Consider the following 24860-nt stretch of genomic DNA (forward strand, 5'->3'; position numbering starts at 1 on the left):
ACACACAGCATGAAATAAAGGTCTGCTCTAGAAAAAAATTTTTTTATTTAGCCGAATAGAGAAGCAATGCCAATAACAATGATGAAAATCCACTATCCTGCAATGCGCCACTTCGGATAAACTTATTTGCTTTGACAATATGGTCGCGAACTGTCGCAATGGAAATCCCCATTTCTTCGGCGATCTCTTGATAACTTTTACCCTCCAGCTTGGACAGCCTAAATATTTTTTGGCGTTGTTTGGGCAATTTGCTCAGTAATTCCTCGACCAGGACCAAGGCTTCCTTTGAATCCAGCACTTTATCAATGGTATTCTCGGATTCCACTACCCCATAGGCGAGCTGGATCTCGGATTCCATTTCCAATTTCAACCTTCGTTTGAAATTAAACGTAATATTACGTGAACAGGTAAACAGAAATGCGGCGAAAGATTGTTCAGGATTTATTTTTGTTCTATTTTCCCAAATACGTAGAAAAACATCCTGAAGTAAATCTTCAGCGATAGTTTCATCTTTCAAAAACCTAAGAATATTGGCGTAAATAATCTGGCTATAGCGATGGTACAAAATATCAAAGGCCTGGATATCTCCATAGTGAAGTTGGCACAAGAGTTCCTTCTCAGGCAGATTTTGATCGATGTCCATAATTGATTATTCTAGGCATGAAGTTAATTACTTCGCTGCAATAATTCAAATCAAATTTCTGAAGCCCAGTAAACTTATTGTATTTTTTTTTTAATTTGCAGGAGCTAATCCCCCCATAGCTGCGCAATCAATTGATAAACGTATCCATTTAAAACATGCAAAATTTTAGATATTATTTTCGGAAGCTCAGCCGTTCGACAGCTCAATGTATTAAAATAGGGTCAACCTTGATTCTGATCTATTTTTTTACGGCTTCTTCTCCCTGCCATGCCCAATCTCTTATGCACCCGAATGCACAGATTAAGTTTGTAAAATCACAGATCAGCAAAAAGTCCGAACCGGTATATACGGCGTACAAGCAATTGATTAGGCTGGCCGATTCTCTTTTATTGACCAATCATCATGCTGTCGAAGATTTTAGTGTCCCTGGCTTTTATAGCGATAAAGAAGGCCAACGTGCCATGGCAAAAAAACTCCATGCAGACGCTTTTGCCGCTTATTGTACGGCCCTCGCCTATACGTTGAATGGGGAGCAGAAATATGCCCAAAAAGCCCTTTACTTCATGAATGCTTGGGCCACCATCAATAAAAAATATTCCCAGTTTGACGGACCAGTTGTACTTTCTTATGCTGGTGCCGGATTAATGATTGCAGCAGAGCTGCTCAAAAACGATCCGCTCTGGGCAGAAAACGATCTTAATCACTTTAAAAGCTGGACGATCAGCGTCTATCAAAAAGCGACACATTTCTTACGTGAAAGGCCAAATAATATTGCTGATTGGGCAAGGTTTGCAAATTTGCTTTCGGCCAATTTTCTTGATGACCCAAAAGAGCTCGCCTTCACCATATCATTGATTAAAGGCGATCTTTTTGAAAAAATCGCAGCGGATGGTCACCTCATTGAGGAAGTAAAACGAGGAGAAAAAGGTTTATGGTACACCTATTTCTCGTTGGCCCCATTAACAGCCTCCATGTGGTGTATACGTCAGGTGACGGGCGAGAACCTGTTTGCAGCCACGAAGGATGGGAAATCGATCAAAAAGGCCCTAGATTACTTATATTATTACAATCAACATCCTACAGCATGGCCCTGGTTTAAAAATCCTGACGTAGACATTCACAACATGACGGTAGGCGTCTGGCCTTCCAACCTACTTGAAGCCATGAAGGATATTTATCAGACGGCTGAATATGATTCGTATCTCTCGATTTACCGTCCAATTATCTACAAAAAGAATCATTTTGCCTGGACTTTCCCGACATTAATGCCGGTATACTTGAATCAGGCCAATAATATAGAATAGTATAAACCATAAAGCGATCCTTCGTGAAAACGAGGATCGCTTTAATCGTGTAAATTGGGGTTCTATTTCTTAAATCCAGCAATACCGAGCTCTTGAAACTCCAGCTTTTTATTCCCCACGATACGCACCTTGGTTATCGGTCTGTTCGGAAAAAATAAACTGGTCATTACCGTTAGTCCCCCATCTGCAAAAAGCTCCACAGAGCTCACATCAACATACAAGCTGAAAGAGAGTTTTCCGTTATTCAGCAGGCGTTGTGCTGAAGCTATCTTTGGGAATTCCTCGTTAAACGAAACTTCCCCGGACTTAGAGCGGTCGATGTAATATGCATTTTGATCTTCACGATAACCAATAACCAATTCGTCACCAGAGTCATTTGATAAGATCACTTTGAAAGACTGTTGCTTTAAATCTTTGAGGTCCAAACGGTACGCTTGCGGGAGATGTTGCTCGAACGAAACTTCCTTCGTTCCGCCGCCATGGTACTTTTTAAGCGGTCGAAATGCAGTTTCAATTTCTTTGGGCGCAGTACTTGCAACGTAGAACGACTGTCCAATTTTATCCAACGATAAAACACGTGGTATGGTTGAGGAGGAGCGCCATTTTGTGGTAGGAACCACATTGGCATATTGCCAGTTGCTCATCCAGCCAATCATCAGGTGCCTATCCCCCAGGTTACTCCAAGTTACACCGGCATAATTATCGGGTCCCCAATCCAGCCACTTTATTTTGGTATCTTCTGTGTGGAACTGATGTCCATCAAAGTCACCCACAAAATATTGTGTTACGGAACCACCGTTGGGCCCACCTGGATTGATACTGACCAACAAGACCCACTTTGTAACTCCTTTGTAGTCCATGGGAATAAGATCGGGACATTCCCAGACACCTCCATGGGCTCCCACCTCTTTACCAAACTCACTTTCCTTCTGCCATGTTTTCAAATCTTTGGAAGAATAGAAAGTAATACAATCTTTTGTAGCTAAGGTCATAATCCAACGTTGGCTATGCGCATGCCACATCACCTTTGGATCCCTGAAATCCCATATGCCAGGGTTTGGTAATACTGGATTGCCTTTATATTTTGTCCAGGAAAGACCCTTATCTAAACTATAAGCTAAACTTTGATTTTGATGCAATCCCGTTTTCCGATCCTCTTCCTGATGATTGTGATGGGTAAAAATGGCGACCATAGCATCTTTTCCAAAACCTGCGGTGTTGTCTTTATCGATCACAGCACTACCTGAGAAAATAGTTCCCAAACTGTCGGGGTACAATGCGATCTTCTGCTCGTCCCAATGAATCAAATCTTTACTGATCGCATGGCCCCAATGCATTGGTCCCCAAACGGGTTTTTCGGGATTATGCTGAAAAAAAAGATGATAATTACCGTTCAAATAGACCAGCCCATTGGGGTCGTTCATCCAGCCCTGCTGTGGGGTAAAATGGTAAAGTGGACGATACTTCTCTTGGGGATCCCGTTGTTTTTGCTGCCCCATCTGGGCCAGACTTGTACCGACAATACTTAGCAAGAACATCGTAAGTCCGTATTTTTTTAATCTTATCATTTTTCTTTTGTTTACGTTTATAATCCGATTATTGTTCGCTTCAATAAGCAAATATCTTATAAATTATCAGGAAGATTTTTCAACTTTCAACCCATTGACTGTAACGATTCCCTGATCCACAAAAATAGTCCATGGATTTTGATCCATTTTATAGATCCGGTTGGTAAAAGCAACACGATCATTCACATACACGACACAGATAGACTTTTCAATACTAATTTTCAGATTAAAAATCCGATTGGTCGGTACGGTGAGTGGTGTAAAATTGAGTGCTGTTTTACTTCCGCCACCATTTCGAGCCTCCTTATTCATAAGCAGGGCCGGCATATTCCAACGATTGGATGAAGTCAGGTCAAAAGCAATGCTATACACTTCGGTCGGATCATCACATGCTCCAAATGAAAAACCAAATTGATTGGATTGCGAAGCATCAATAGTCATTGTCATTTTTACGGTCGACGTATTTCGGTTAAACAGCGCATAGCTTCTTCCCCCTGATTGAGCTGACAAACGATAGGTTTTATTCGACTCAGAAACTTGACCAACGCTGCTCAGTTTTTCAAAGGCGACTTCTTTATTGAATTTGCTGTTTAGGGCCTCCGGAATTTTAGGATACAACTGTCCTGACGTTCCCTGAACCAACTGATGGGAAATTAGATTTCCAGCCCAGGGCAGTTCGTTGTTATTATTGACGGTTTGTCCCGTTGAACACCAACCCGAAAGATAACGTGTTGTACCATCGCTAGCCGTCTTGCCAGCATAGAGATAAAGTCCATCAAAGGTTTCATGATGTCCTTCGGCATCCCGACAGATCATCCAGGGACCATCCGGAGAATCCGCAATACGATAAAATGTCTTGCGATGTTCATCCCGGTTGATCCGCGAAAACAACAGATACCACTTATTGCCCATTTTAAATAGATCCGGGCATTCCAATAGTTCAGCATCTGTTTCGATGCCATATTTTTCCACTGTCCCTGTCGTCGCAACGAGCGGTTCAATCATCGACCAACTGCTTAAATCGGTTGACTGATAACGTGCAAGGATTCCTTTTCCGTCTTTTCGCGTCGTGACTAGCATCACGTAGGCATTACGGCCTTCATCCCAATAAACGTGCGGATCCCGAAAATTATTTCGATCATAGCCCACCGCAGCCTGCAGTGCCATAGCTGGTTGCTTGGTCCAATTCATTAAATCAGTGGAGGTAGCCAACATGATCTTTTCTGCTGGAGTAAAAACACTGTTATGACCTGTATAGAAACAGTAATACACTGTTCCTTTTTTGATAAAACTTCCTGTTCCGATCCATTCATCCTGACTCCCCACAGCGCCCGACGACAATACTTCGGTATAGCCCTCAAATGTTCCAAAGTCACTTGTTCGCGTGCTATAAATCGGGTGCCTGTTGGCGTTCTCATAGAGATAAAACAAGTAGAACTTTTTATCGCTGGCATTGTAATAAGGCATGGGATCGCCCACAAACCCCTGCTGAGGCCTATAGAATCGTTGATATGGGCCAGCCTCCTGCCCCGAAATACAAGCCGTAGAACTGTCCACAGGTTGTATTGTTATGGGCTTATCTACCACTGTCGAACGCTCGTCGCTATTCTTGCAACTTGTCAACAAGCTGAGCAAGAATACTGTCGGAAGCAAATACATTTTTGGTCTCATGATTTAAATCTTTCTATTAATCCCTTATAATCTATCATCGCTTGTTTTATTTGTATTCGATCATTCTTTAGGTAATGCTTTCAATTCGTCCCAGTACATCCGTTGGGTAGGAAATGCCACGGGCTGTCCATTAGGATGCTCATGCGGCATCACAAGTATATTGTTGATGATAGCCTTTCTTCCAGCAGGAATCTGAAAAACCAACTCTTGCCACTCCCCAACGTGCTCCTTTGCATAATTAGCCCGCAACCAATCTTTTTGCTGTTCACCATCCGATTGAATCTCCAATTGTACATCTCCCGCTACATCCTTCAATATCATAATGGAAAAACGGCCATATTCTGCCGGATTGATAGTCACTTTATTTGCATTCCACAGCGCACCACCATGCCAGCCTTCGCCCGTTTTATTATCCCGGACAAAAGACGCACAGAACGGTGTTGCATTAATTCCCGTAGTTTTCGGGTTGGGATAAGGTGAATCTACGGCGCTCACCCCTAACCCGTCGAAATGTGGAACGCTTGTTTCGCCATTATAAATCATCAGGATCTGTTTGGGTTCCGTGCCCAAAATCGCTGTTACCGTATACTGGAACGTCTGCCCCATATACGCAAGGCTGTATTTTATCGGAGAACTTAAATCCACGGGGCCACTCTGATTGGGCGTTATGCTCGCGCCAGCTGTAAATTCTATCGCAGGTGATAAGTTCTTCAGGTCTGTCCCCAGGGGTAGGTAAATTTTAATGCTTTTATTTTTCTGATCGATGATTCCAGCTTTTTCTCCGATATGGAATGCCGTTATTTCCGCTTTGATTTCTTTGACGGTTACTTGATAGGTGTTGAATAGATTTCCATTAAACACGCGGTAAGTAATTGGTGTTGTTCCAGAAAATGAAAAGTTCTGGGCGATACCTGAAGCTGGAGAAACCTTGGCATTATTGGGCAATTCAATTGTCGGAGCCACCGCTGAAAGATCTGTGCCTTCAGGAACCATGACAAGAATGGTACCTTTTGCCGGATCTATTTTTCCAGCGGTATTACCGACCTTGAAGGAAAGTACCTCTACATCTGCGTTCAAATTGAGTGTGCTATCGGCATCACGCTTGCAGGCAGCAATAAGCCAGATAAGCAGGATAGTAATCCCTACTTTTATCGTATTTTTTAATGTGTGCATTGGAATAATTGGTTATGCTAATCGTTCAACAATAAATGCTTATTTAATAGCCTGGATTTTGTTTGTACAGATATTTACTTAATCTGATCTGTGCTTCAGGAATCGGCAAGTATTCGTTCCTATCTGCAGTAAAATGTGCCGAAGAATAATAAGATCGACGTGACTTTTCCGCATCATAATAGGCATTCATGGCCTGGTCTGCAATTCCCCAGCGTACAAGATCAAAGAACCTTCCGTTTTCCATCGCAAGCTCCAATCGTCTTTCCCAACGTAACGCCTTCCGGGCATTTTCTTCGTTCCATACAATATTATCTCCATTTTTGTACGTTTCGATCAGGGTTTTATCATTTGCATAGCCCGTAAGTGCAGTGCTATTTTTTGCCCGCGTACGTACTTGGTTTATCAATGGCAGTGCTTCAGCCGAACGATGCAGCTCGATAAGCGCCTCTGCCCGCATCAACAGCACATCGGCAAAGCGCAATACAATTCGATTTTTTGTATTGGCATAGAAAGGTACCATCGGGACAAAGCAATCGCAATCGGGATCTACATTCTCTTTCAATGAGGCGTAAACCGAATATTCTGCCGGGTTACGGTTCCAGCTTTCTTCATACGTTCTTTTGCTACTATACTTGTACGGTAAGCCCGGAATTGCAACCGTATGAAATAACCGTGGATCGTACTTTTCTGAGGTATTAAAGCTATTCAACGCATTGTAGTTATCCAGTGGTAGACCTTTACCCGTTGTGCGAAACGCGTTGACAAGGCTTTGACTCGGTTTATTGAAATCACAACAGCCTACGCCCATAGGTACTGATAGCACATCAGAAAAATTAACACGCCCAAATTTTGTGCCGTCATCTTTTGAAAACTGAACTGAAAACAGGGCTTCGGTCCCATTTTCATATTTGCCCGGCAAGAAATTAAAAGCAAAGTCGGTTTCCAGCGTATGATTGGATGAAAGTACAACATCCGTATTTTGTACAACCTTTTCCAAATCTCCGGCATCGATGCCCGTCACCACATTACGTTCGGCATTGTCCTGACGGTATCCCTTATAGAGATAGGTTTTGGCAAGATATGCCGCAGCAGCAACACGGTTGGCACGCCCGACCTCCGTTTGTACAGCCGGGAGATGATCTACAGCATACTGAAAATCATCCACAATCTTTTGCCATAGCGCATCGTTGCTCAAGGCCCTATTCGATACGGTTTCATAGCTGTCTACCGCGACATTTTCATCAATATAAGGCACATATTTGAAAAGGATCTTGAGCATAAAGTAAAAATGACCGCGTAGAAAGCGTGCTTCACCCAGCTTTTCTTCCTTCCCATCGAAATTATCCATCTCCTGTATGGTCTTGATCGTGGTATTGGCACGCGAAATCGCCACGTACAACTGAAACCACAATTTATCCAACTCTGCAAAATTGGTTGTAATGTTATTGGAGACCTCCAGGAAATGAAAGGTCTGGATATCCTGTGGTCCCGATCCGCCTTTATAAGCATCGTCCGACCGAACCGTACCATAGGGCCATAAGCTAAAAGGGACGTCATAATGATCGTTACCCAATGCCGCATAGGTAGCTGTCAATAATCGTTCGGGCTCCTTAACCTGATCGGAGCTCAGTACACCATTGGGTGTTTGATCTAAAAATTTGGTGCATCCTGGAAGTAGTCCAGCAAGAACCATGAATATCGCTATTTTAGTGGTTATTTTTTTCATCCGTATAAATTATTTAGAAGTGTATCGCCTTATTTCGCTCCCATTTTAAAATCCAATATTTACCCCAGCTGTCCAGGTGGTTGGAATTGGATAACCCCAACCTACATTTTCAGGATCCACACCGGTGAAATTTTTTGATTTAACGGTAAATAGATTCTGACCAGTTACATAAACCCTTAATCGACTCATACGCAGGTGTGCGGCGGTTGCTGTTGGCAAAGTGTAGCCCAGGGACAAATTCCGGAGCTTCATATAAGATCCATTCTCGATAAAGTAATTTGACAGACGGCCCTCGTCGTTGTTATTTGTTGTTTGTAAGGCCGGGATCGTTGACGTTGGATTTTGTGGTGTCCAGGCATTGAGCAGACGTACACCTTTATTGGAATTGACATCGTCCACACTCCAGAAGTCCGTTTGCTTTTTCAGCCAGTTTTCAACATCTATTCCCTGTACCCCCTGAAAGTACGCAGATAGGTCAAAGCTTTTATATTTTAGCACAATGTTCAAACTATAAGAAAAATCAGGATGAGGACTACCAATCCATGTACGGTCCATATCGGTGATCTGCTTGTCCGCATCATAGACGTTGACATAACGTAAACGCCCTATCCCTTTACCGGTCTGATTGACGTGCGCATCCACCTCGTCCTGATTCTGAAAAATGCCGTCGGTGACATAGCCATAAAATGACCCTAGCGGCCGGCCGATAATATTGTCTCCTTGACGACCACCATAGGAGTTTTCTACTGCTTCGGGTAAATGTGTCACCTTGTTTTTATAGGTCGAGAACACAGCCATTACATCATAATCCAATCCAAAGGTTGTTTTATTACGATATCCGGCCGATATGTCCAAACCTTTATTTTCCATGGAGGCACCATTCGCCCAACGGTAACCGCCCTCTCCGACCACACCGATATAGGCTGGATTGATCAACATATCTTTGGTTGCTTTAACATACCAGTCAATCGAACCATAGAGACTTTGATTAAACAATGAAAAGTCCAAGCCTATATTCGTCTGCGTGGTAGTTTCCCATTTCAGATCATTATTTTCCGTTTGGATTTTGCGGTATCCCGATGGTAACTTTCCCGTTCCTGCACCCGATAGATCGTATGCTGTACCGTCCACGATATTCCATGTTGGATCAGCAACACCATATTCGGGGACGAACAGGGCATAGGTAGCCAGATTACCAATACCCTGGTTGCCTGTCTGCCCCCATCCCACACGTAACTTGAGGTCAGAAATATAATTTTTTGTACTTGCCATAAAGCGTTCAGAAGAGATCCGCCAGCCTGCCGTTACCGCCGGAAAAGTGGCAAAGCGGTTATTTTTACCGAAGCGGGAAGAGCCATCGTGGCGTACGGTGAAAGAAGCCAGATAACGGTCATCATAGGAATAATTGGCCTTTCCAAAATAGGATAGCAGCGAGAAGCCTGTAGACCCACCTCCTACTGCCGCTGTACCCGTACTCACACCTGGCCACATATACTCTGGTGTTTCTATGGCAAATGCACCATCACCAGCGGTATAGGCGTTAAAATTAATATCATTCTGACGGTTCATTTCGATACCAGCAAGCACATCTATTGTATGTTTGTCGATTGCCTTCCGATAAGTCGCTGTATTGGACCAAGTCCACTTCATCCCATGAGACTGCTCCATATTAACGCCACTGCGGCTGCTGTTCATAAATCCCGAACGATAGGATACTTCCAGGTTACGTTTGTAAAAATTACTGTAATCCAGGCCATAACTGGTTCGAACATGCAGATCTTTTATCAGCTGTAGATCGGCATAGGCATTCCCAAACAAACGCCAATAATTGTATTTATTATTTCTATTGTCGTAAAGTATACGCATGGGATTATGACGGTCGTTCATTCCTAATGCTGGTCCCCCCCAGCCCATTCCATCTACCGTATGCACGGGGATAATCGGTAAAGCTTTCAACGAAAGGTCAAGTACATCGCCGGGGACCTGCACTTCACCCGTGTTGTTTACTGTAAAATTCTCTCCAACAACCAGTTTTCCATCAAACAGTTTATAGTCAGCATTCATCCGGGCGGATATTCGCTGGAAATCCGTGTAACGGAGTGTGCCATTGTTGTGCAAATAACCTAAGGAGAAAAAGGAGCTGGATTTTTCTGTTCCGGAGCTCAATGTCGCATTGTATGACTGCTGCAGTCCTGGTTTCGAAACTTCCTTAAACCAATCGGTATCTGAAGCATACATAGTGTGCTCACGATCAATATACTTGGAAACAAAAACAGTATTGAGCTGAGGCACGCCATTCGCATCGTTATTCCATTCAAACTGATAACCAATATTGTTTCCATTTGGATTGCCACCGCTGTTGATCGTTGCCTGCCATAGGGCACGACAATATTGTTGTGCGTCGAGCACTTTCATGCGATTATTAAAATGCGTACTGGTGGCGTAGGCGTCTACTGTAAGTTTAGGGGCACCTAGCTTTCCTTTTTTCGTAGTGATGACAATAACACCATTGGCTGCACGCGAGCCATAGATACTCGCCGAAGAAGCGTCCTTTAAAACCTGAATGCTTTCGATATCATTCGAATTGAGTTCGTGCATTCCGCCCTGTGTGGGGGTTCCATCAATGACATACAAGGGATCCTGACTACTATTGATCGAACTGATTCCGCGCATACGCACTGTTGCCGCTCCACTTGGACTACCATCCGAAGTTACAGTCATACCGGCTACCCTTCCTTGCAGGGATTTCATTGGGTTATTTTCTGGAGCCTTCATCATCTCAGCAACATTCACAACACTCACTGCACCAGTCAAGTCCTTCTTCCGTTCGGTTTGATATCCCGTAACGACCACTTCATCCAGTCCTTTTTCGGTGCTCGTAAGCTGAATATCGAGGAACTTTCTTCCGGCAACAGCAATTGTCTGCGTGGCATAGCCGACATAACTTATTTCTAATGTGCCCTGATTGCCCGATGTCTGGAGGACAAATTCTCCCTTTTCATTTGTCTTGGTAGCTATTGTGGTTCCCTTCACCACTAAAGATGCCCCCACTACAGGTGCTGCTGTTCCACTATCCGTAATTCTTCCCCGGATTTCAGTCTGCTGCGCAAATGCGACAACAGAAAAAAGTGCCAAAGACGGGAGCAGCATTGCTTTCTGTCTTGTAAACATAATTGGTTATGCGTAAATGGTTAATTATTTAGATTGATTATTTTATGATGATAACGTGTATACTGCTTCTTTAAGAAGCAGTATACTTACTGTTGCTTCTGGCCTCCATTAAAGATCGGATGCAACCATTGGAATCGATTGATGACCTCATCGTTATATTCAGGACAAGCCCCCCGGCTCTGTGTCACAAACCCACTTAAGGTCGCCGCAAATTCCAGTACTTCCTCCAGCTGAACACCCTCCTGCATCTGAAACCTTTTGGTGAGGAAAGCCGCCAAAAACGAATCACCACTTCCGATTGTATCTTCTACCTGAACTTTCAAGGCCGGGAAATGATAACTGATATTATCTTTTTTATAATGATACACGGCTCCATCTGCACCATAGGTTACTATTGCCTCCTGAATTGCAAAACGGGCCATGATCAAGTCTACACGCTGCTGATCGGTATAGGCTTCCGTAGCGCCATTCCAGTCGGAAATAACATGCAGTTCCTCGGCATTCATTTTCACAAAATCAGCGTATGCCAACAACTTATGTATTTTTTCAGGACCAAAATAAGGTGTACGCAGGTTGACATCCATCACCCGAAAGCGGGCTTTTTCAAGCAATAACAGCAAACTTTGGAAGCTTACTTCATCCCGACAGGCTAGACTTCCATATACCAAAAAATCCACCGTTGCAACTGCTTCCAGAACAGCACTATCCACTGCTATTCTGTCCCAAGCTACCGGATAAACGATATCGTAATGCACATCGCGTTTAGCATCGATCGAAACCTCTACGGTTGAGGTAGGCAATAACTCATCGTACTGGAAAAAATCGGTCGGAATGCCCAGATCCTCACATACCTTACGTAGTTCATAACCATTTTCATCACGCCCTATGCGTGTTAGCATACGCGTCGTAACGCCCAGTTTATTGAGGTGATAAGCCACATTCAACGGTGCACCGCCCAATTTTTTACCGGTAGGAAGATTGTCCCAAAGTACCTCTCCAAAACAAATACCCTGTATTGATTTTTCTCCGTTTTTCATATTTCTTCTTTTTTCACAAAGCTTCGGCCGAGCGCCAAAAGCCATGTAACGAATTGATTATTATATTTCCCTTTAAGTTCAATGTTGACAATAGATACACACGACTTGCTATCATAATGTCATTGATTAAATAGCTTTCGATAGGCGCCAGTCGCGCCATGGCTACTCCGACACCTATTCGTTTAGTCCAGCTAAAGACTAATGTAGATTGATGGTATGCCCAAGGTCTTCCAGTGACTTCCCTTTTGTCTCCGGCATAAACTTAAGCACATAGATAAGCTGTAAAACCATAAATAGGGCAAAGATCAAGAAGGTACCGCCCCCGCCGAGCATTTCCGTCAATGCAGGAAAACAAAAGGTAATAATTGCCGCCATCACCCAGTGTGTCAAGCTGCCGAATGTCTGTCCTTTAGCACGGACATCATTCGGAAAAATTTCCGAAATAAACACCCAAATCACAGCGCCTTGCGAGAATGCGAAAAAGGCAATAAAACTCATCAGATAGATGGTGATCGCAAAACCCGTCGTTTGATTGGTATAAAAAGCATGGGAAACGAGTGCCAAAGATACAATCAGTCCAATGGAGCCCACCAACATTAATTTTTTTCGACCGACCTTATCGATGAAATTGATCGCCAGCAACGTAAAGATAAAATTGACAACCCCGATCCCAACTGTTGAAAGCAATGAACTCTGTGAGCCCAAGCCGGCCATTTCAAATACACGGGGGGCATAATAAATGATTGCGTTAATACCTGAAACCTGATTGAATAGCGCAAAACAAAAGGCCAATAAAATAGGTTTGACATTTTCGCGAACGAAGAGTTTGCCCTCCCCTGCTGTATTGTTTTTGGACTCCTGAATTTTTGAAATCTCCAGCTCGTAACCATCCGAGTTGATTTTTTTCATAATTCGTTTTGCTTCAGCTAAATTACCCCTGTGCAGCAGTAACCATCTTGGACTTTCCGGAATAAGGAAGATCAGACCGAAGAATAATAACGACGGAAAACACTGTACGCCTAACATCCAACGCCAGGACTCTTCCCCTACCTGACCGATAAAGTAATTGGACAGATAGGCAATCAGAATCCCCAATACGACGTTGAACTGGAAAAGTCCGACCAATTTTCCACGCGATGCCGCCGGAGATATTTCCGATATATAGATTGGTGCAGTTACCGAAGAGACGCCAACGCCTATACCACCCAGAAAGCGGAATAAAATAAATATCGTCCAGTCATTCGCCAATGCGCTGCCTATTGCTGAGATAAAGTAAAGAGCTGCAACCGCAAATAAAGTATTCTTACGCCCCAACTTATCTGACGGCAGTGCACCCAGCGCTGCTCCAACAACTGTTCCGATCAATGCAATGGCCATGGTCAATCCATGCTGAAACTCACTTAAATGCCAGTGTTCCTGCACGGCCTTTTCTGCTCCTGAAATAACCGCTGTATCAAATCCAAATAAAAATCCGCCTAAAGCCACTACAAAGGACCAAGCTAGTACCGTGTTTTTGTTCATGTTATGATCTATAATTGATTAATCCAAATTTAACCCTGGTTTCATCTTAACTTAAATTTGAGCTTCGCAAAAACATTTATTTATGTAACATTTTTTAAAAAACATTAAAACACTAAAAATCTGAAACTTACACTAGTATTACTTTTTAAAACTTTCACTTTTTAAACAGAAAATTTAGAAAATGATACATTTTTGAAAGTTTCCATATCAGTGTAAAGAATACACTAACAAAGACGAGGTTAGCCTAAAAAAACTAAATAATGTATATTCGGATATTGAAGGAAAAAAAATCATGGGAAAATATTTCATTTATGGTGGCATATTGATCCTGCTTCTTTTTTGTGGATGTCAACCAATGGTCCAGAAGAAAAAGCGGATTATTGCTTTTTCACAGTGTATCGGAAATGATGCCTGGCGACAAACCATGCTCGAAGAAATGAAAAGGGAACTTTCCTTCAATCCGGATATTGACTTTCTTTATCGAGATGCCCATGGCGACAATAATGTCCAGATTAATCAAATTCGGGAATTAGTCAAACAGGATATCGATCTTCTGATTGTATCGCCAAATGAGGCCGAGCCCCTTACCCCTATAGTAGATTCGGTATTTCAACGCAATATACCCGTCATCGTAACTGACCGTAAGACATCCTCAGGCCAATATAATGCCTATGTGGGGGCAGACAATCTTGCTATCGGAAAACTGGCGGGCCAGTATAGCCGCACCATTTTACAAAACAATGGTTCGATCGGCCTGGTTACTGGATTATCGGGTACATCCGCCTCCATAGAACGTGAAAAAGGCTTTATGCAGCAAATTGGAGATGCTAAAGGGATTCGAACGAGCGGAATCATTCACGGCGGATGGGAAAAAAACAAAGCTTATTTGGAAACGCGTAGGCATATAGACCAAATGATCCAGAGTGATATCATCTTCACCTTCAATGATCAGATGGCCATGGGGGTAAAAAAAGCATTGGACGAAGCCCAGATCAAAAAGGACATTAAGATAATCGGTGTTGATGCCCTTCCTGGTCCCGGAAATGGGCTTGAACAGATCATACAGGGCAAAATGTTCGCTTCCATACTCTACCCCACTGGCGGAGCCGAAGCCATTCGAACGGCCTTGGCTATCATCAACCACCAAAACTACCGCCGCGAGAATATACTCGCAACCTCTGTCATCGATAAAACCAACGCGGAGTTGCTTGCCCTGCAGTCGGATAAAATAAAGCAACAGCAGCTCGATATAGACAAAAGACAGGAATTCATTACGGAACAGAATAAGATTTACCAAAGTCAAAAGTCGGTTCTTAATGTACTGGTCGTTAGCTTGGTGCTTGCTGTTGTCTTTGGTGGCATTTCTATTATCGTGATCAGGAGCAACTGGGAAAAGAACAAACATCTGGAAATCCAAAATAGTGAGATCCTTGCGCAACAAAAACAGATCGTCGAGATGAATAGTCAGATCCAGCAAGCGGCAGAAATCAAGAATAATTTCTTCACCAACATCTCACATGAATTTAAAACACCACTGACGCTTATTATAGCGCCTATCGAGGACCTTGAATTACGAAAAGACCTGCCAGAAGAAGTCAAAGAACAGTTGTCGCGCGTCAAGCGGAATGCAAAAAAACTACAGCGTTTGGTTACCGACCTCATTGATATCCACCGAATCAGTAAATCAAAAATTAGGTTACATGCGTCTATCGTTTATATCGATCCATTCATCCAGCAGGTAATAGGTAGTTTCAAACCGCTATTTAAGAAAAACAGAATCTCGGTCAGTTATATCAACAAAACGAGTTTGAAAGAGGTTTGGATGGACGAATACCTCATGGAACAGGTCCTATCCAACTTATTATCCAATGCGATCAAACATACTTCAGCAAGCGGCAGAATTGAAATTATACTAGAAGAAAACAATTTCAAGGACTATTTTTATCTACGCGTATTGGATAATGGTCTGGGAATTGCGCCGGTTGATATTGAGCATATTTTTGATCCTTTTTACCAAGGAGCCGGCAGCCGTAACGGATCCGGAATCGGACTCGCATACAGCAAACAGATCGTCGAACTGCATCATGGCCAGATCACCGTGAGCAGCAAGCCCGGCCATGGATCGATCTTCACCCTCCGCATGCCAATTGGGAACGGTCATTATGAACCTGCTGAACTGGCCGGTTTCGACAGTGGAGAAAAACCATCGTTTCATCAACAAGATCTACTGGACACGACAGCAAAGGTGGTAGACAACAATCTTTCTTTTCGATCCAACAAATCGAAGAGCATTATGATCGTCGAAGATAATGATGAAATCAGAGACTATCTCCGCTCGTTATTGGAACAGGATTACAACCTGTTTCTGGCGAAGGATGCCCAGCAAGCCACTAGTATGATGAAGACACATTTTCCAGACCTGGTGATCACCGATATTATGCTTCCTGATGGAAGCGGACTGGATATTTTGAAAGACATCAAAGCCTTTTATCAGACCGCACATATTCCCGTCATCTTACTGAGTGCACTTGCCAACGAGGAGACCATGCTTGAGGGGAGCAAATTAATGGCCGATGACTATATTACTAAGCCATTCAATGCCGAACTGCTGCGGATACGTATTTCAAATATTCTTCAATCGCGTCATCAGCTTAAAGAAAAATATAGCAGCAACGTCGAACAGTTTGAGCGTACTCAAGCCGAACAGGTCAACGATAGCGACAGAAGATTCCTAAACAATCTCTCCGCCATTGTCGAATCCAAGTTATCGGATCAGCGGTTAAGCGTCGACGGGATTGCCAACGACCTCCATCTCTCACGCGTTCAGCTCTATCGTAAGGTGAAACAGCTGCTCGACTGCAGTGTCAATGAGTATATTGTGGAACGAAGATTAAAGAAAGCCAAAAGCCTGATGGCTGAGGGTCTAACCATCAACGAAATATTTAGTAGTGTCGGCTTTTCATCAGCATCTTACTTCGCGTCGGCCTTTAAAAGGAAATATGGACAGTCACCAAGCGCCTATAAAAAAGAATTTGACAAAAAATAGCCGATCAGTGGGGCATCCACAAACGAAACGTTAAAACTGCCCCTTTCGTTTAAATAGATAAAAGCTGATCAATAGAAATACAACAACCATCACCATGTTGCAGTAATCGAGCCGTGCAAATGAGTCATTTTCGGATAGGATGTTCATGACCGCATTATAAGCACCCGTATAGGGTATAAAATCCGAAAAGCTTTTTTGCGCCACAAGCACTGAAAACACCAACATAAACATCCCCACCCCAATCGGGTAAATAAAGCTTCGGAACAATAGACTTAAAGCCAGCTGGATCATCCCAATAGCTGATAAGGTAATGAAAAGCTTCAGAAATGTATAAAAAATCACCTGCCTATAGTCGTAATTCTGGAAACCAAGGACGGGATAAATCAGACTGAGCAGATAGCCGCTGATCAAAAATGCAGCGTACGCAAAAAGAATTGAAAAAAGTAATGTTAGTAGAATAAAGGTCGCTTTGGAAAAGAAAATATTCGATTTACTGATGGGCACAGTAAAGAGTATTTTATAATTGTTATTCTTATACTCCACATCACAGCAAGCATATACGAACAAAGCGACAAGAATGGGATAGAGTAAATAAAAAAATTGAAATACATATCGACCCAATAAGACTTTCCAGGGATTGGGAATGGCGCTGGCACCACCGGAATTGACAATGTCATAGATTATATAAGCGCTAATCGCAAAAATAAGCAGCATAGGTGCGATCAAGACCCCAAAAATTTCCCTGTTACGAAGAAGTTTGTACTTTTCAGACAAAAAAGCAGTATAAAATGTATTAGTCATTTGCACGAGCGATTAGGTTTATAAAAATTTGTTCAAGATCAGCACCACGGGATTCCAGCCCATAAATAGCAATCTGCTGTTCAACCAAAGATTTGATCACAAAATCAAATTGTTGATCATCCCCTATATTGACGATAACATTTTGACCATCGAAGTTAACCGTAGAAAAACCTCCATTTTGCAAAATAGAAACTGTTGCAGCAGGATTGGATGTCCGTAAGAACACTTCTCGGTCAACCTGTCCCAGCAGCTCATGCTTAGTTCCTTGGAAAATCATTTTCCCACCTTCTATGATACCAATGTGTGTTGCTATTTTTTCAAGCTCACTCAAAATATGGCTTGAAAGAAAGATCGTTTTACCCTGTTCATTGAGGTGACAAAACAAGTTGCGCATTTCCACAATACCCTGTGGGTCGAGACCATTTAATGGTTCATCCAGAATGAGTAATTGGGGATCATGAAATATCGCCATTGCAATCCCTAACCGCTGTTTCATACCCATAGACAAAGCATTCGTTTTTTTCTTTTTCTCCCGATGAAGATCAACCATTCCCAACACTTCATCAATACGTTTATTCCCTTTTTTATGAATGATATCCAAATACTTTAAATTTTCAAAAACGGTTAACTTAGTATAATAACAAGGCGATTCGATCAGGTTTCCAACATTCGTATAGATACGTGTTCGATTTGTCCTAAGACTATTTCCCTGAATAAAAATCGCATCTGTCCGGTCCTCCAAAAGACCTAAAAGTAGCTTGATTGTTGTCGATTTTCCGGCTCCATTTCGCCCGAGATAGCCATAAATACCCTTTTCTGGTACCTGCAGACTGATGTTATCCAGGATTGTTTTCGCGCCTATTTTAAAGCTAAGTTGTTTTGTGAGGATACTTTCCATTGGTGTTACCGGTAAATTGGATCTTTATTGATATCGATATAGAAAATGCCGTCGATAAAGTCGTGCCACCTTCTATCTTCATCAATCCCTTGATTGATGACTGAACTAAAATTCTGTTTTAAAATACTATTGTTGGACAACTCCCGAAGATCTAAAAAGAAATAAGGCGATTTGGTAGCATGAAATACATTTTCCACCGCCAACTTACCCACTCTATCGACAACACGGCCAGTTTTATCGTATCGTCCATAGGAAGTAAAGTCCAGGCTATATGCTTGGGCGCCATATTTACGCTTTAGATAAGTCCCAAGCGGCCGATAATCTTTATTGTATGGAGCAGAAAAGCTATGGATATTGGCACACCAGACGATAATCTTTTTGCCGGCGTAAAGCGAATCGATCTGATAGCATAGATTTTCTGCCATCAGGGAATCCCTAAAATGCATGCTCTGCATTGATCCTGATTTATAGCGCCAAGATTTGTCAAAGTTATTTCTCATATCGGACAGGTATCGGCTATAGATCAGGTGCTCATTGTCTTTTACACCCCTGCTGATCACACGGCTCAATGCATCCAATTCTGCTAAAAACTGTTTCTTTTGGTCCGCATCGAGCTGCTTGCTGGCAAAACGTTCATATGTCAGGTATTCCAGTTTGTTTCTATTTTTTTTCAATAAAGGATACTTGGTTGAATCAATCCCATTTTTGACTAAGAAATCTTCTAATAATTTCGCCCGCTTATCAGACAATTCCCTACCCGAAAACTGAATATCAAACCCACCGAGAGAAATAGGATTCTGGGATGTTTTCGTATTTTTATAATAAGTTAAGAGCAGTTGATTTTCCTCATTTTGCCACCAAAAGTCAAATAGACCGATACCGCCGACCGTTTTTACTTGAGACCGACTCGTAGGGGTATCCATCTGTGCATTCATCATCCACATATCATATTGCCCTGCCTCATATAAAACTACGTCATAATCGAGATGCTCATGCAGATAACGAATGAGTCTGGCTTTCGCTTTGAAAGTTTCGCCATCATTGTGCAGCATTTCACCCAACATCAAAATTCTATTATTTTTTAGCGTAGCATCAAAAAAGCGTAGATCCGAAAAATTACTATCGGTCATCAAGATACTTTTGATTTCTTTTTTATGGCGATTCACTTCGGTTAATAATGTTGCATGATTCGCCATGGGCGTATCATTATAGACAAGCTTATTAAACGATAAAATTAAAACTGTAGTTATCGCAAGTGCACATAAAACACCTCTCATGCATTTCAGCTTATATAATTCATAATTGATCTATCTACTGCGTGTCACGCTAAAGTAGAATACATTTTAACATAAGATGATCATTTTTTCTTTTTCCACAAAAAAATTATACAAAAAAAATTAGAAATGCCCTATAACTACAAAAAGGCGGTTAAGTGAGTGTATCACATAACCGCCTTGCTTGCTTGCTTGCTTGCTTGCTTGCTTGCTTGCTTGCTTGCTTGCTTGCTTGCTTGCTTGCTTGCTTCGTAAAAAATATAGCAGGAGAAAATTAATACCCTACATTTTGTTTCAACGTTCCTTTACTGTTATCGATTACAGCTTGCGGAATTGGCCACAATTCATTTTTTCCAGCTTTGAACGTTCTATTTTCAGAGAAAAAACGATCAGTTAACGAAGTATAAGTAACCTTGCCCGTTTTAGGATCCACCGTACCTTTGGACAGCGCGCCATTTACAGGACCGTTCATCACATCTTTGGCTATTCCCCAACGAATAATATCAAAGCGGCGGCGTCCTTCTCCTGCGAATTCTACACGAAGCTCACGACGCACCAACTCACGCAGTTTGCTCTGACCACTGTAAACTGCTTTATCTACTTTTGGCATCTTTGCGCGTAGACGAACCAGATCGATATTGTCATATACGCTATTATCAATGATCCCCAATTCAATCTTTGCTTCCGCATTTAACAGAAGCATTTCAGCATAACGCATCACAATAATGTTGGTACCCACGTTCCAAATGTTCGCATAACTGCTCGGATTTTGGATGTATTTTTTATAGTTGTAAGCTGTGCTAGATGCATTATCTGGACCAGATGGATAATCTTCCGATTTCGGATCCAATGGATCGAAATATTTACCGTTATACAGTGCTCCTGGGTAAACAATTGTTGCGCCCAGGCGTGGATCTCTTTTTTCATATGGACTGGCAGGGTTATAGGATTTCGACTCGCCAATAGTTTCTCCATCGGCAGTTTCGTAAGCATCTACCAGACTCTGTGTTGGTACAATAGACCCCCATCCGCCCATGGAATTGGGCAGCATAATACCAAGTGAAGTATATCCTTGAATATTTACCAAATATTCGATATTCATCATAACCTCACTGTTGTTTTCATTTGCCTCTTCAAATAGGGTTGCATAATCATCGAATAATTTATAATTAGCCGAAGAGATGATCTCCTGTGTTGTATTGATGACATCCTGATATTTCTTTTCAAAAGCATAACAGCGAGCCAACAAACCAAGGGCGGCACCTTTTGACATCCGCCCGCCTCCCTTAGCAAACGACAAATCTGCTGCAGCTTCTTTCAATTCTTTTTCCACAAATTCCAATACTTCTTTTTGCGTATTTGCAGGCACGAACGAATTTTCTGCGGTCAAAGTTTTCGTAATGATAGGTACTCCCCCAAATAAGGTCGCCATATCAAAATACTTATATGCGCGTATGACGCGTACCTCAGCGGTCAGCCGTTTCTTTTTTTCAGCATTAACCGGCGATTTTTCAATATTTTCAAGGATATAATTAGCACGACGGATATGCTCGTACGTATAGCGTGCCTCTGCGTTTCCAGAGTTTGTCGGTGTTGCCGTCCCATTTCCCAAAGCTTGGAATCCTTCCCAAGGGAAATCACTATTGGAGTTATCCGAAGTACAGTCCATGTAAAAGATCTGTGTACCGTCTTCCCAAGCAGATCCTTCGGCCAGCTTACCGTCGCTTCCCCTTGTACCGCTGTACAAACCTGTTACAGCAAAATCGGTTTCTGCTTCCGTTTTCCAAAAATTATCGGCATTATATGCATCCAACGGTTCCTGATCGAGTTTTTGACAAGAGAACAATAAGGTGGCTACGCTCAATGCAATCGTTATATTTCTAAGTTTCATGATTTTCAATTAAAAGTTTACGTTAAGACCAAACACATTTGTTTTCACTTGTGGGTAGTAATTACCTCTAGAATCCGCTGGAGCCTCCGGATCAAATCCTTTAGCAAAACCAGTAAAAGTCAAGAGGTTTTGCCCACTATAGTATACCTTGGCCCCTTTAATACCGATTCTATCCGTAAACGTTTTTGGTAAGGTATAACCGAAGGTAATGTTCTTCAAGCGGACATAACTTGCATTCTGTATCCAAAAATCGGAAGGAGTGCCTGAAGGACTATTTTGTGACCAACTGGTCAATGCCCTCGGCATCGATCCATTTGGATTGGTCTCTGCATTGAAACGATCTGCAAAAATGGTTGTCGGTTTATCAGATCCCGAGATCCCGCCAATGGCTTCACCCCAAAGATAGCCCTGTACTTTAGCGGCCCCTTGGAAGAATAGGCTCAGATCAAAGTTTTTATAACTCATATTGGACGTCAGACCAAAGATGAATTTCGGATCAGGCGAACCTAGATATACATGGTCATTTCCATCGATTTTTTTATCGCCATTCTGATCTTTATAGATAATATCACCAGCACCTACAGTTCCATTTACGCCTTGAATGCCACTGTTTTTATATTCTTCATCCGAACGATAGATTCCTGCTGTTTCGTAGCCATAAAACGAACGGATTGGTCGGCCCTGCTCATAGATATAAAAAGTTCCATTAACTTGTGGCTCATCGCTTGCCCATTTTTTGATCTGGTTGTTAATATAAGAACCATTTGCGGCAATGCTATATTTAAAATCACCAATACTATTTTGATAGTTCACTTGGAGCTCAACCCCATTATTTTGTACTTTCCCTGCATTTTGGTAAGGCGCTGGAAGACCATATAAGTTCGATACGGGCAGTTTTAACAACACTCCATCAGTTTTACGGTCAAAGTATTCAAATACAAAGCCCAAATTGTTTTTGAAGTTCAGGTCCAAACCAATGTTAGTACTTGTCGTTGACTCCCATTTCAATATTGGGTTTGCTGATTCAACGATAGCTCCGCCAGAACTAATCTCACCGCCAAAGAAGTAATTATAGCCAGGAGAAATGGTAAATAAGCCTGGATAATAAGCGTCTGAAGAAGGATATGAATTATCTGATGTTGCCGCTAATTGTTGGTTTCCGAGTTTACCCCAACCACCTCTTAATTTCAATTCTGAAATTACATCAGACAAAGGAGATTCTTTAAAGAAATCTTCCTGAGAAATACGCCATCCTGCTGAGAACGAAGGAAAAGTACTCCAACGATTGCTTCCCAAGAATCGCGATGTCCCGTCACGTCTCACATTGGCTTCCAATAGGTACTTATCCGCAAATGCATAATTGATACGACCGAAGAAAGAGCGTAAAATTAACTTTTTTGCTCCCCCGTCGACTTTCATTCCGTCCTTGCTACCTAAATTCAGTTCCGAAAAATCATTATTCAAAAACCCTTGCGCATAAGCACTGGAGTAATCTGCACGGAATGTTTCATCCATAAAACCGCCTAAGACATTGATTTGATGATTACCAATCTTTTTATCATAGGTCAACAAGGTTTGAAAAGTCAATCGTTCAGATTGAAAGTTGTAAACAGTCAGATTATTCACCCCTTGCTTAGGTCCCAAATCACCGTTCGGTGCATAGTATTGGATGTCTTTGACGAATTTGGAAGACATATTGTCGATCGGTTGAAAGCCAACAACTTGTTTGATCTTCAATCCATCCATAATCTTAAATTCACCGGAGAAATTGACCTGCGTATGTTTATTGATCATATTGTCCTTTGCCTCCAGATCCATCCAAGCGATTGGGTTACCGTCGCTACCACGACCATACACACCATTGCTATATTTGTATGGAATAAAACTAGGAATACGATTTACCTGTCTAAAGATCTGTGCCATGTCACCTGTAGAAGGGTTTACGGGTTCGGTAATACGTTGATAGTTATACGCCAGCCCTAAATCAAATCGAAGCCTTGAAGACACTTTTGCCCCCACATTTGTGCGTAAATTATACCGGTCCGAACTCGCAACTTTAATAACACCTTTCTGCCCTAGATAGCCTCCGGAAGCCATATACTGCACATCTTCTGTTCCTCCTGTAACCTGCAAATTATGCGATTGCTGGAAACCTGACCCTTTATACAACAACCCTAACCAATCTGTATTGGGATGACCGTCCGGATCAGATCCATTTTTGAAAAGTTCTAGATCCTGCTGGGAGAAACGCTGCGTCTTCCCTTCATTTTTAAGAGCCTCGTTTAAGATGACAGCATGGTCATAAGAGTTCATATATTCCGGTAGACGTGTTGGATCCTGAATCCCGGCATAGCCCGTATAATTCAATTGCGGTTTGCCACTTCCCCCTTTTTTGGTCGTAATCAGAATAACCCCGTTTGCAGCCTTAGATCCATAAATTGCTGCACTAGGTCCATCCTTCAGTACCGAAACACTTTCAATATCGTTGGGATTGATATTATTCATCGAGCTTTCTATTCCATCGACAATAACAAGCGGATTCGCATTATTGATAGTACCTAGACCACGGATTCGGATGGTACCGTTATCCTTACCTGGTTGCCCCGAATTTTGAGTAATTGTTACACCCGAAAATTTACCCTGGATCGCTGAGGATACATTTGTAACGGGACGGTCCTGTAGATCCTTTGACGTGATCGCCTGTACAGCACCAGTTAGATTTACTTTCTTTTGTTTGGCAAATCCCACAACAACAACTTCTTCCAAAGCCTCATTGTTACTTTCGAGCTGAATTGACAGGGTCGTCCCTGTAACAGTTACTTCTTTAGTTTTATAGCCAACGCTACTAACAAGCAAAATATCACCGGCTTTCGCTCGAATTGTAAATGTCCCTTTTGCATCTGTCGATGTCGATACCGATGTACCTTTGACCGAAACAGTCGCAGCCGAAAGAGGACCATCTTCTGCGGTTACTTTCCCGGTAACTTGGTTCTGAGTGGCCTCGTTTGCTTTATGTTTAAATGCAATTGGCGTTTCTGCGGCCCACAAACTTTGCGAAGACGCAACAAGAAGAGCAATAGCAAGCAGGCTTACCTTTTGGTTACTTGTAAATTTTGAAATCATAATTAAATAGTTA

General features: G+C 42.3%; 15 protein-coding genes. 2 read left to right on the forward strand and 13 right to left on the reverse strand.

What is annotated here, in order from left to right:
* Positions 1–43: 43 nt before the first annotated feature.
* Positions 44–643, reverse strand: a complete 600-nt coding sequence (locus B2O97_RS18060; protein ID WP_053003692.1) for an RNA polymerase sigma-70 factor — start codon at positions 641–643, stop codon at positions 44–46.
* A gap of 155 nt (positions 644–798) precedes the next feature.
* Between B2O97_RS18060 and B2O97_RS18065 the strand changes: the two genes are divergently transcribed.
* Complete coding sequence (locus B2O97_RS18065; RefSeq protein WP_286767809.1) at positions 799–1947, forward strand: alginate lyase family protein; 1149 nt, start codon at positions 799–801, stop codon at positions 1945–1947.
* A gap of 62 nt (positions 1948–2009) precedes the next feature.
* Here B2O97_RS18065 and B2O97_RS18070 read toward each other — a convergent pair whose 3' ends face one another.
* The 7 genes from B2O97_RS18070 to B2O97_RS18100 form a co-directional block, all read right to left on the reverse strand.
* Entirely contained in the window at positions 2010–3515 is a 1506-nt protein-coding gene (locus tag B2O97_RS18070) for a glycoside hydrolase family 32 protein (protein ID WP_286767811.1), read from the reverse strand.
* Positions 3516–3581: 66 nt separating this feature from the next.
* Positions 3582–5186 (reverse strand): glycoside hydrolase family 32 protein, encoded by a 1605-nt coding sequence (locus B2O97_RS18075; RefSeq protein WP_286767812.1) that lies wholly within the window; start codon positions 5184–5186, stop codon positions 3582–3584.
* A gap of 60 nt (positions 5187–5246) precedes the next feature.
* Positions 5247–6359 carry a hypothetical protein gene (locus B2O97_RS18080; protein WP_070567410.1) on the reverse strand — a complete coding sequence of 371 codons (1113 nt, stop codon included), beginning with the start codon at positions 6357–6359 and terminating at the stop codon, positions 5247–5249.
* 43 nt (positions 6360–6402) lie between these two features.
* Positions 6403–8085, reverse strand: coding sequence for a RagB/SusD family nutrient uptake outer membrane protein (locus B2O97_RS18085; RefSeq protein WP_286752939.1), 1683 nt, complete (start codon positions 8083–8085; stop codon positions 6403–6405).
* 45 nt (positions 8086–8130) lie between these two features.
* The gene (locus tag B2O97_RS18090; protein WP_286767817.1) at positions 8131–11256 is read right to left on the reverse strand and encodes a SusC/RagA family TonB-linked outer membrane protein; all 3126 of its coding nucleotides are present in this window, start codon (positions 11254–11256) and stop codon (positions 8131–8133) included.
* Between the two features lie 86 nt (positions 11257–11342).
* On the reverse strand, positions 11343–12293 hold the full coding sequence (locus tag B2O97_RS18095) for a carbohydrate kinase family protein (protein WP_159332812.1): 951 nt from the start codon (positions 12291–12293) through the stop codon (positions 11343–11345).
* Positions 12294–12491: 198 nt separating this feature from the next.
* Positions 12492–13814, reverse strand: a complete 1323-nt coding sequence (locus B2O97_RS18100) for a sugar porter family MFS transporter (protein ID WP_046674257.1) — start codon at positions 13812–13814, stop codon at positions 12492–12494.
* 292 nt (positions 13815–14106) lie between these two features.
* On the opposite strand from B2O97_RS18100, the gene B2O97_RS18105 reads away from it, so the two are divergent.
* Positions 14107–16860, forward strand: coding sequence for a hybrid sensor histidine kinase/response regulator transcription factor (locus B2O97_RS18105; protein WP_286767819.1), 2754 nt, complete (start codon positions 14107–14109; stop codon positions 16858–16860).
* 30 nt (positions 16861–16890) lie between these two features.
* On the opposite strand, the gene B2O97_RS18110 is transcribed toward B2O97_RS18105, so the two are convergent.
* From B2O97_RS18110 to B2O97_RS18130, 5 genes are all read right to left on the reverse strand, one after another.
* Positions 16891–17661 carry an ABC transporter permease gene (locus tag B2O97_RS18110; RefSeq protein ID WP_286752943.1) on the reverse strand — a complete coding sequence of 257 codons (771 nt, stop codon included), beginning with the start codon at positions 17659–17661 and terminating at the stop codon, positions 16891–16893.
* A complete protein-coding gene (locus B2O97_RS18115; protein WP_286767821.1) occupies positions 17654–18559 on the reverse strand; it encodes an ABC transporter ATP-binding protein in 906 nt (301 codons plus the stop codon). Before B2O97_RS18115 ends, B2O97_RS18110 begins: the two co-directional genes overlap by 8 nt.
* A 5-nt stretch (positions 18560–18564) precedes the next feature.
* Positions 18565–19755 (reverse strand): erythromycin esterase family protein, encoded by a 1191-nt coding sequence (locus B2O97_RS18120; RefSeq protein WP_172462346.1) that lies wholly within the window; start codon positions 19753–19755, stop codon positions 18565–18567.
* A 352-nt stretch (positions 19756–20107) separates the two neighbouring features.
* The gene (locus B2O97_RS18125; RefSeq protein WP_286767823.1) at positions 20108–21724 is read right to left on the reverse strand and encodes a RagB/SusD family nutrient uptake outer membrane protein; all 1617 of its coding nucleotides are present in this window, start codon (positions 21722–21724) and stop codon (positions 20108–20110) included.
* A gap of 9 nt (positions 21725–21733) precedes the next feature.
* Positions 21734–24847: a SusC/RagA family TonB-linked outer membrane protein gene (locus tag B2O97_RS18130; RefSeq protein WP_286767824.1), complete on the reverse strand. Its 3114-nt coding sequence runs from the start codon at positions 24845–24847 to the stop codon at positions 21734–21736.
* Positions 24848–24860 lie beyond the last annotated feature (13 nt).

The sequence above is a fragment of the Sphingobacterium sp. UBA865 genome, from assembly GCF_002295765.1.
In the GTDB taxonomy this organism is placed as follows: Bacteria; Bacteroidota; Bacteroidia; order Sphingobacteriales; family Sphingobacteriaceae; genus Sphingobacterium; species Sphingobacterium multivorum.

Coding starts and splice junctions, on each gene's coding strand:
- B2O97_RS18060 (WP_053003692.1), bottom strand. CDS start 643: ATGGACATCGATCAAAATCTGCCTGAGAAGGAACTCTTGTGCCAACTT.
- B2O97_RS18065 (WP_286767809.1), top strand. CDS start 799: ATGCAAAATTTTAGATATTATTTTCGGAAGCTCAGCCGTTCGACAGCT.
- B2O97_RS18070 (WP_286767811.1), bottom strand. CDS start 3,515: ATGATAAGATTAAAAAAATACGGACTTACGATGTTCTTGCTAAGTATT.
- B2O97_RS18075 (WP_286767812.1), bottom strand. CDS start 5,186: ATGAGACCAAAAATGTATTTGCTTCCGACAGTATTCTTGCTCAGCTTG.
- B2O97_RS18080 (WP_070567410.1), bottom strand. CDS start 6,359: ATGCACACATTAAAAAATACGATAAAAGTAGGGATTACTATCCTGCTT.
- B2O97_RS18085 (WP_286752939.1), bottom strand. CDS start 8,085: ATGAAAAAAATAACCACTAAAATAGCGATATTCATGGTTCTTGCTGGA.
- B2O97_RS18090 (WP_286767817.1), bottom strand. CDS start 11,256: ATGTTTACAAGACAGAAAGCAATGCTGCTCCCGTCTTTGGCACTTTTT.
- B2O97_RS18095 (WP_159332812.1), bottom strand. CDS start 12,293: ATGAAAAACGGAGAAAAATCAATACAGGGTATTTGTTTTGGAGAGGTA.
- B2O97_RS18100 (WP_046674257.1), bottom strand. CDS start 13,814: ATGAACAAAAACACGGTACTAGCTTGGTCCTTTGTAGTGGCTTTAGGC.
- B2O97_RS18105 (WP_286767819.1), top strand. CDS start 14,107: ATGGGAAAATATTTCATTTATGGTGGCATATTGATCCTGCTTCTTTTT.
- B2O97_RS18110 (WP_286752943.1), bottom strand. CDS start 17,661: ATGACTAATACATTTTATACTGCTTTTTTGTCTGAAAAGTACAAACTT.
- B2O97_RS18115 (WP_286767821.1), bottom strand. CDS start 18,559: ATGGAAAGTATCCTCACAAAACAACTTAGCTTTAAAATAGGCGCGAAA.
- B2O97_RS18120 (WP_172462346.1), bottom strand. CDS start 19,755: ATGGCGAATCATGCAACATTATTAACCGAAGTGAATCGCCATAAAAAA.
- B2O97_RS18125 (WP_286767823.1), bottom strand. CDS start 21,724: ATGAAACTTAGAAATATAACGATTGCATTGAGCGTAGCCACCTTATTG.
- B2O97_RS18130 (WP_286767824.1), bottom strand. CDS start 24,847: ATGATTTCAAAATTTACAAGTAACCAAAAGGTAAGCCTGCTTGCTATT.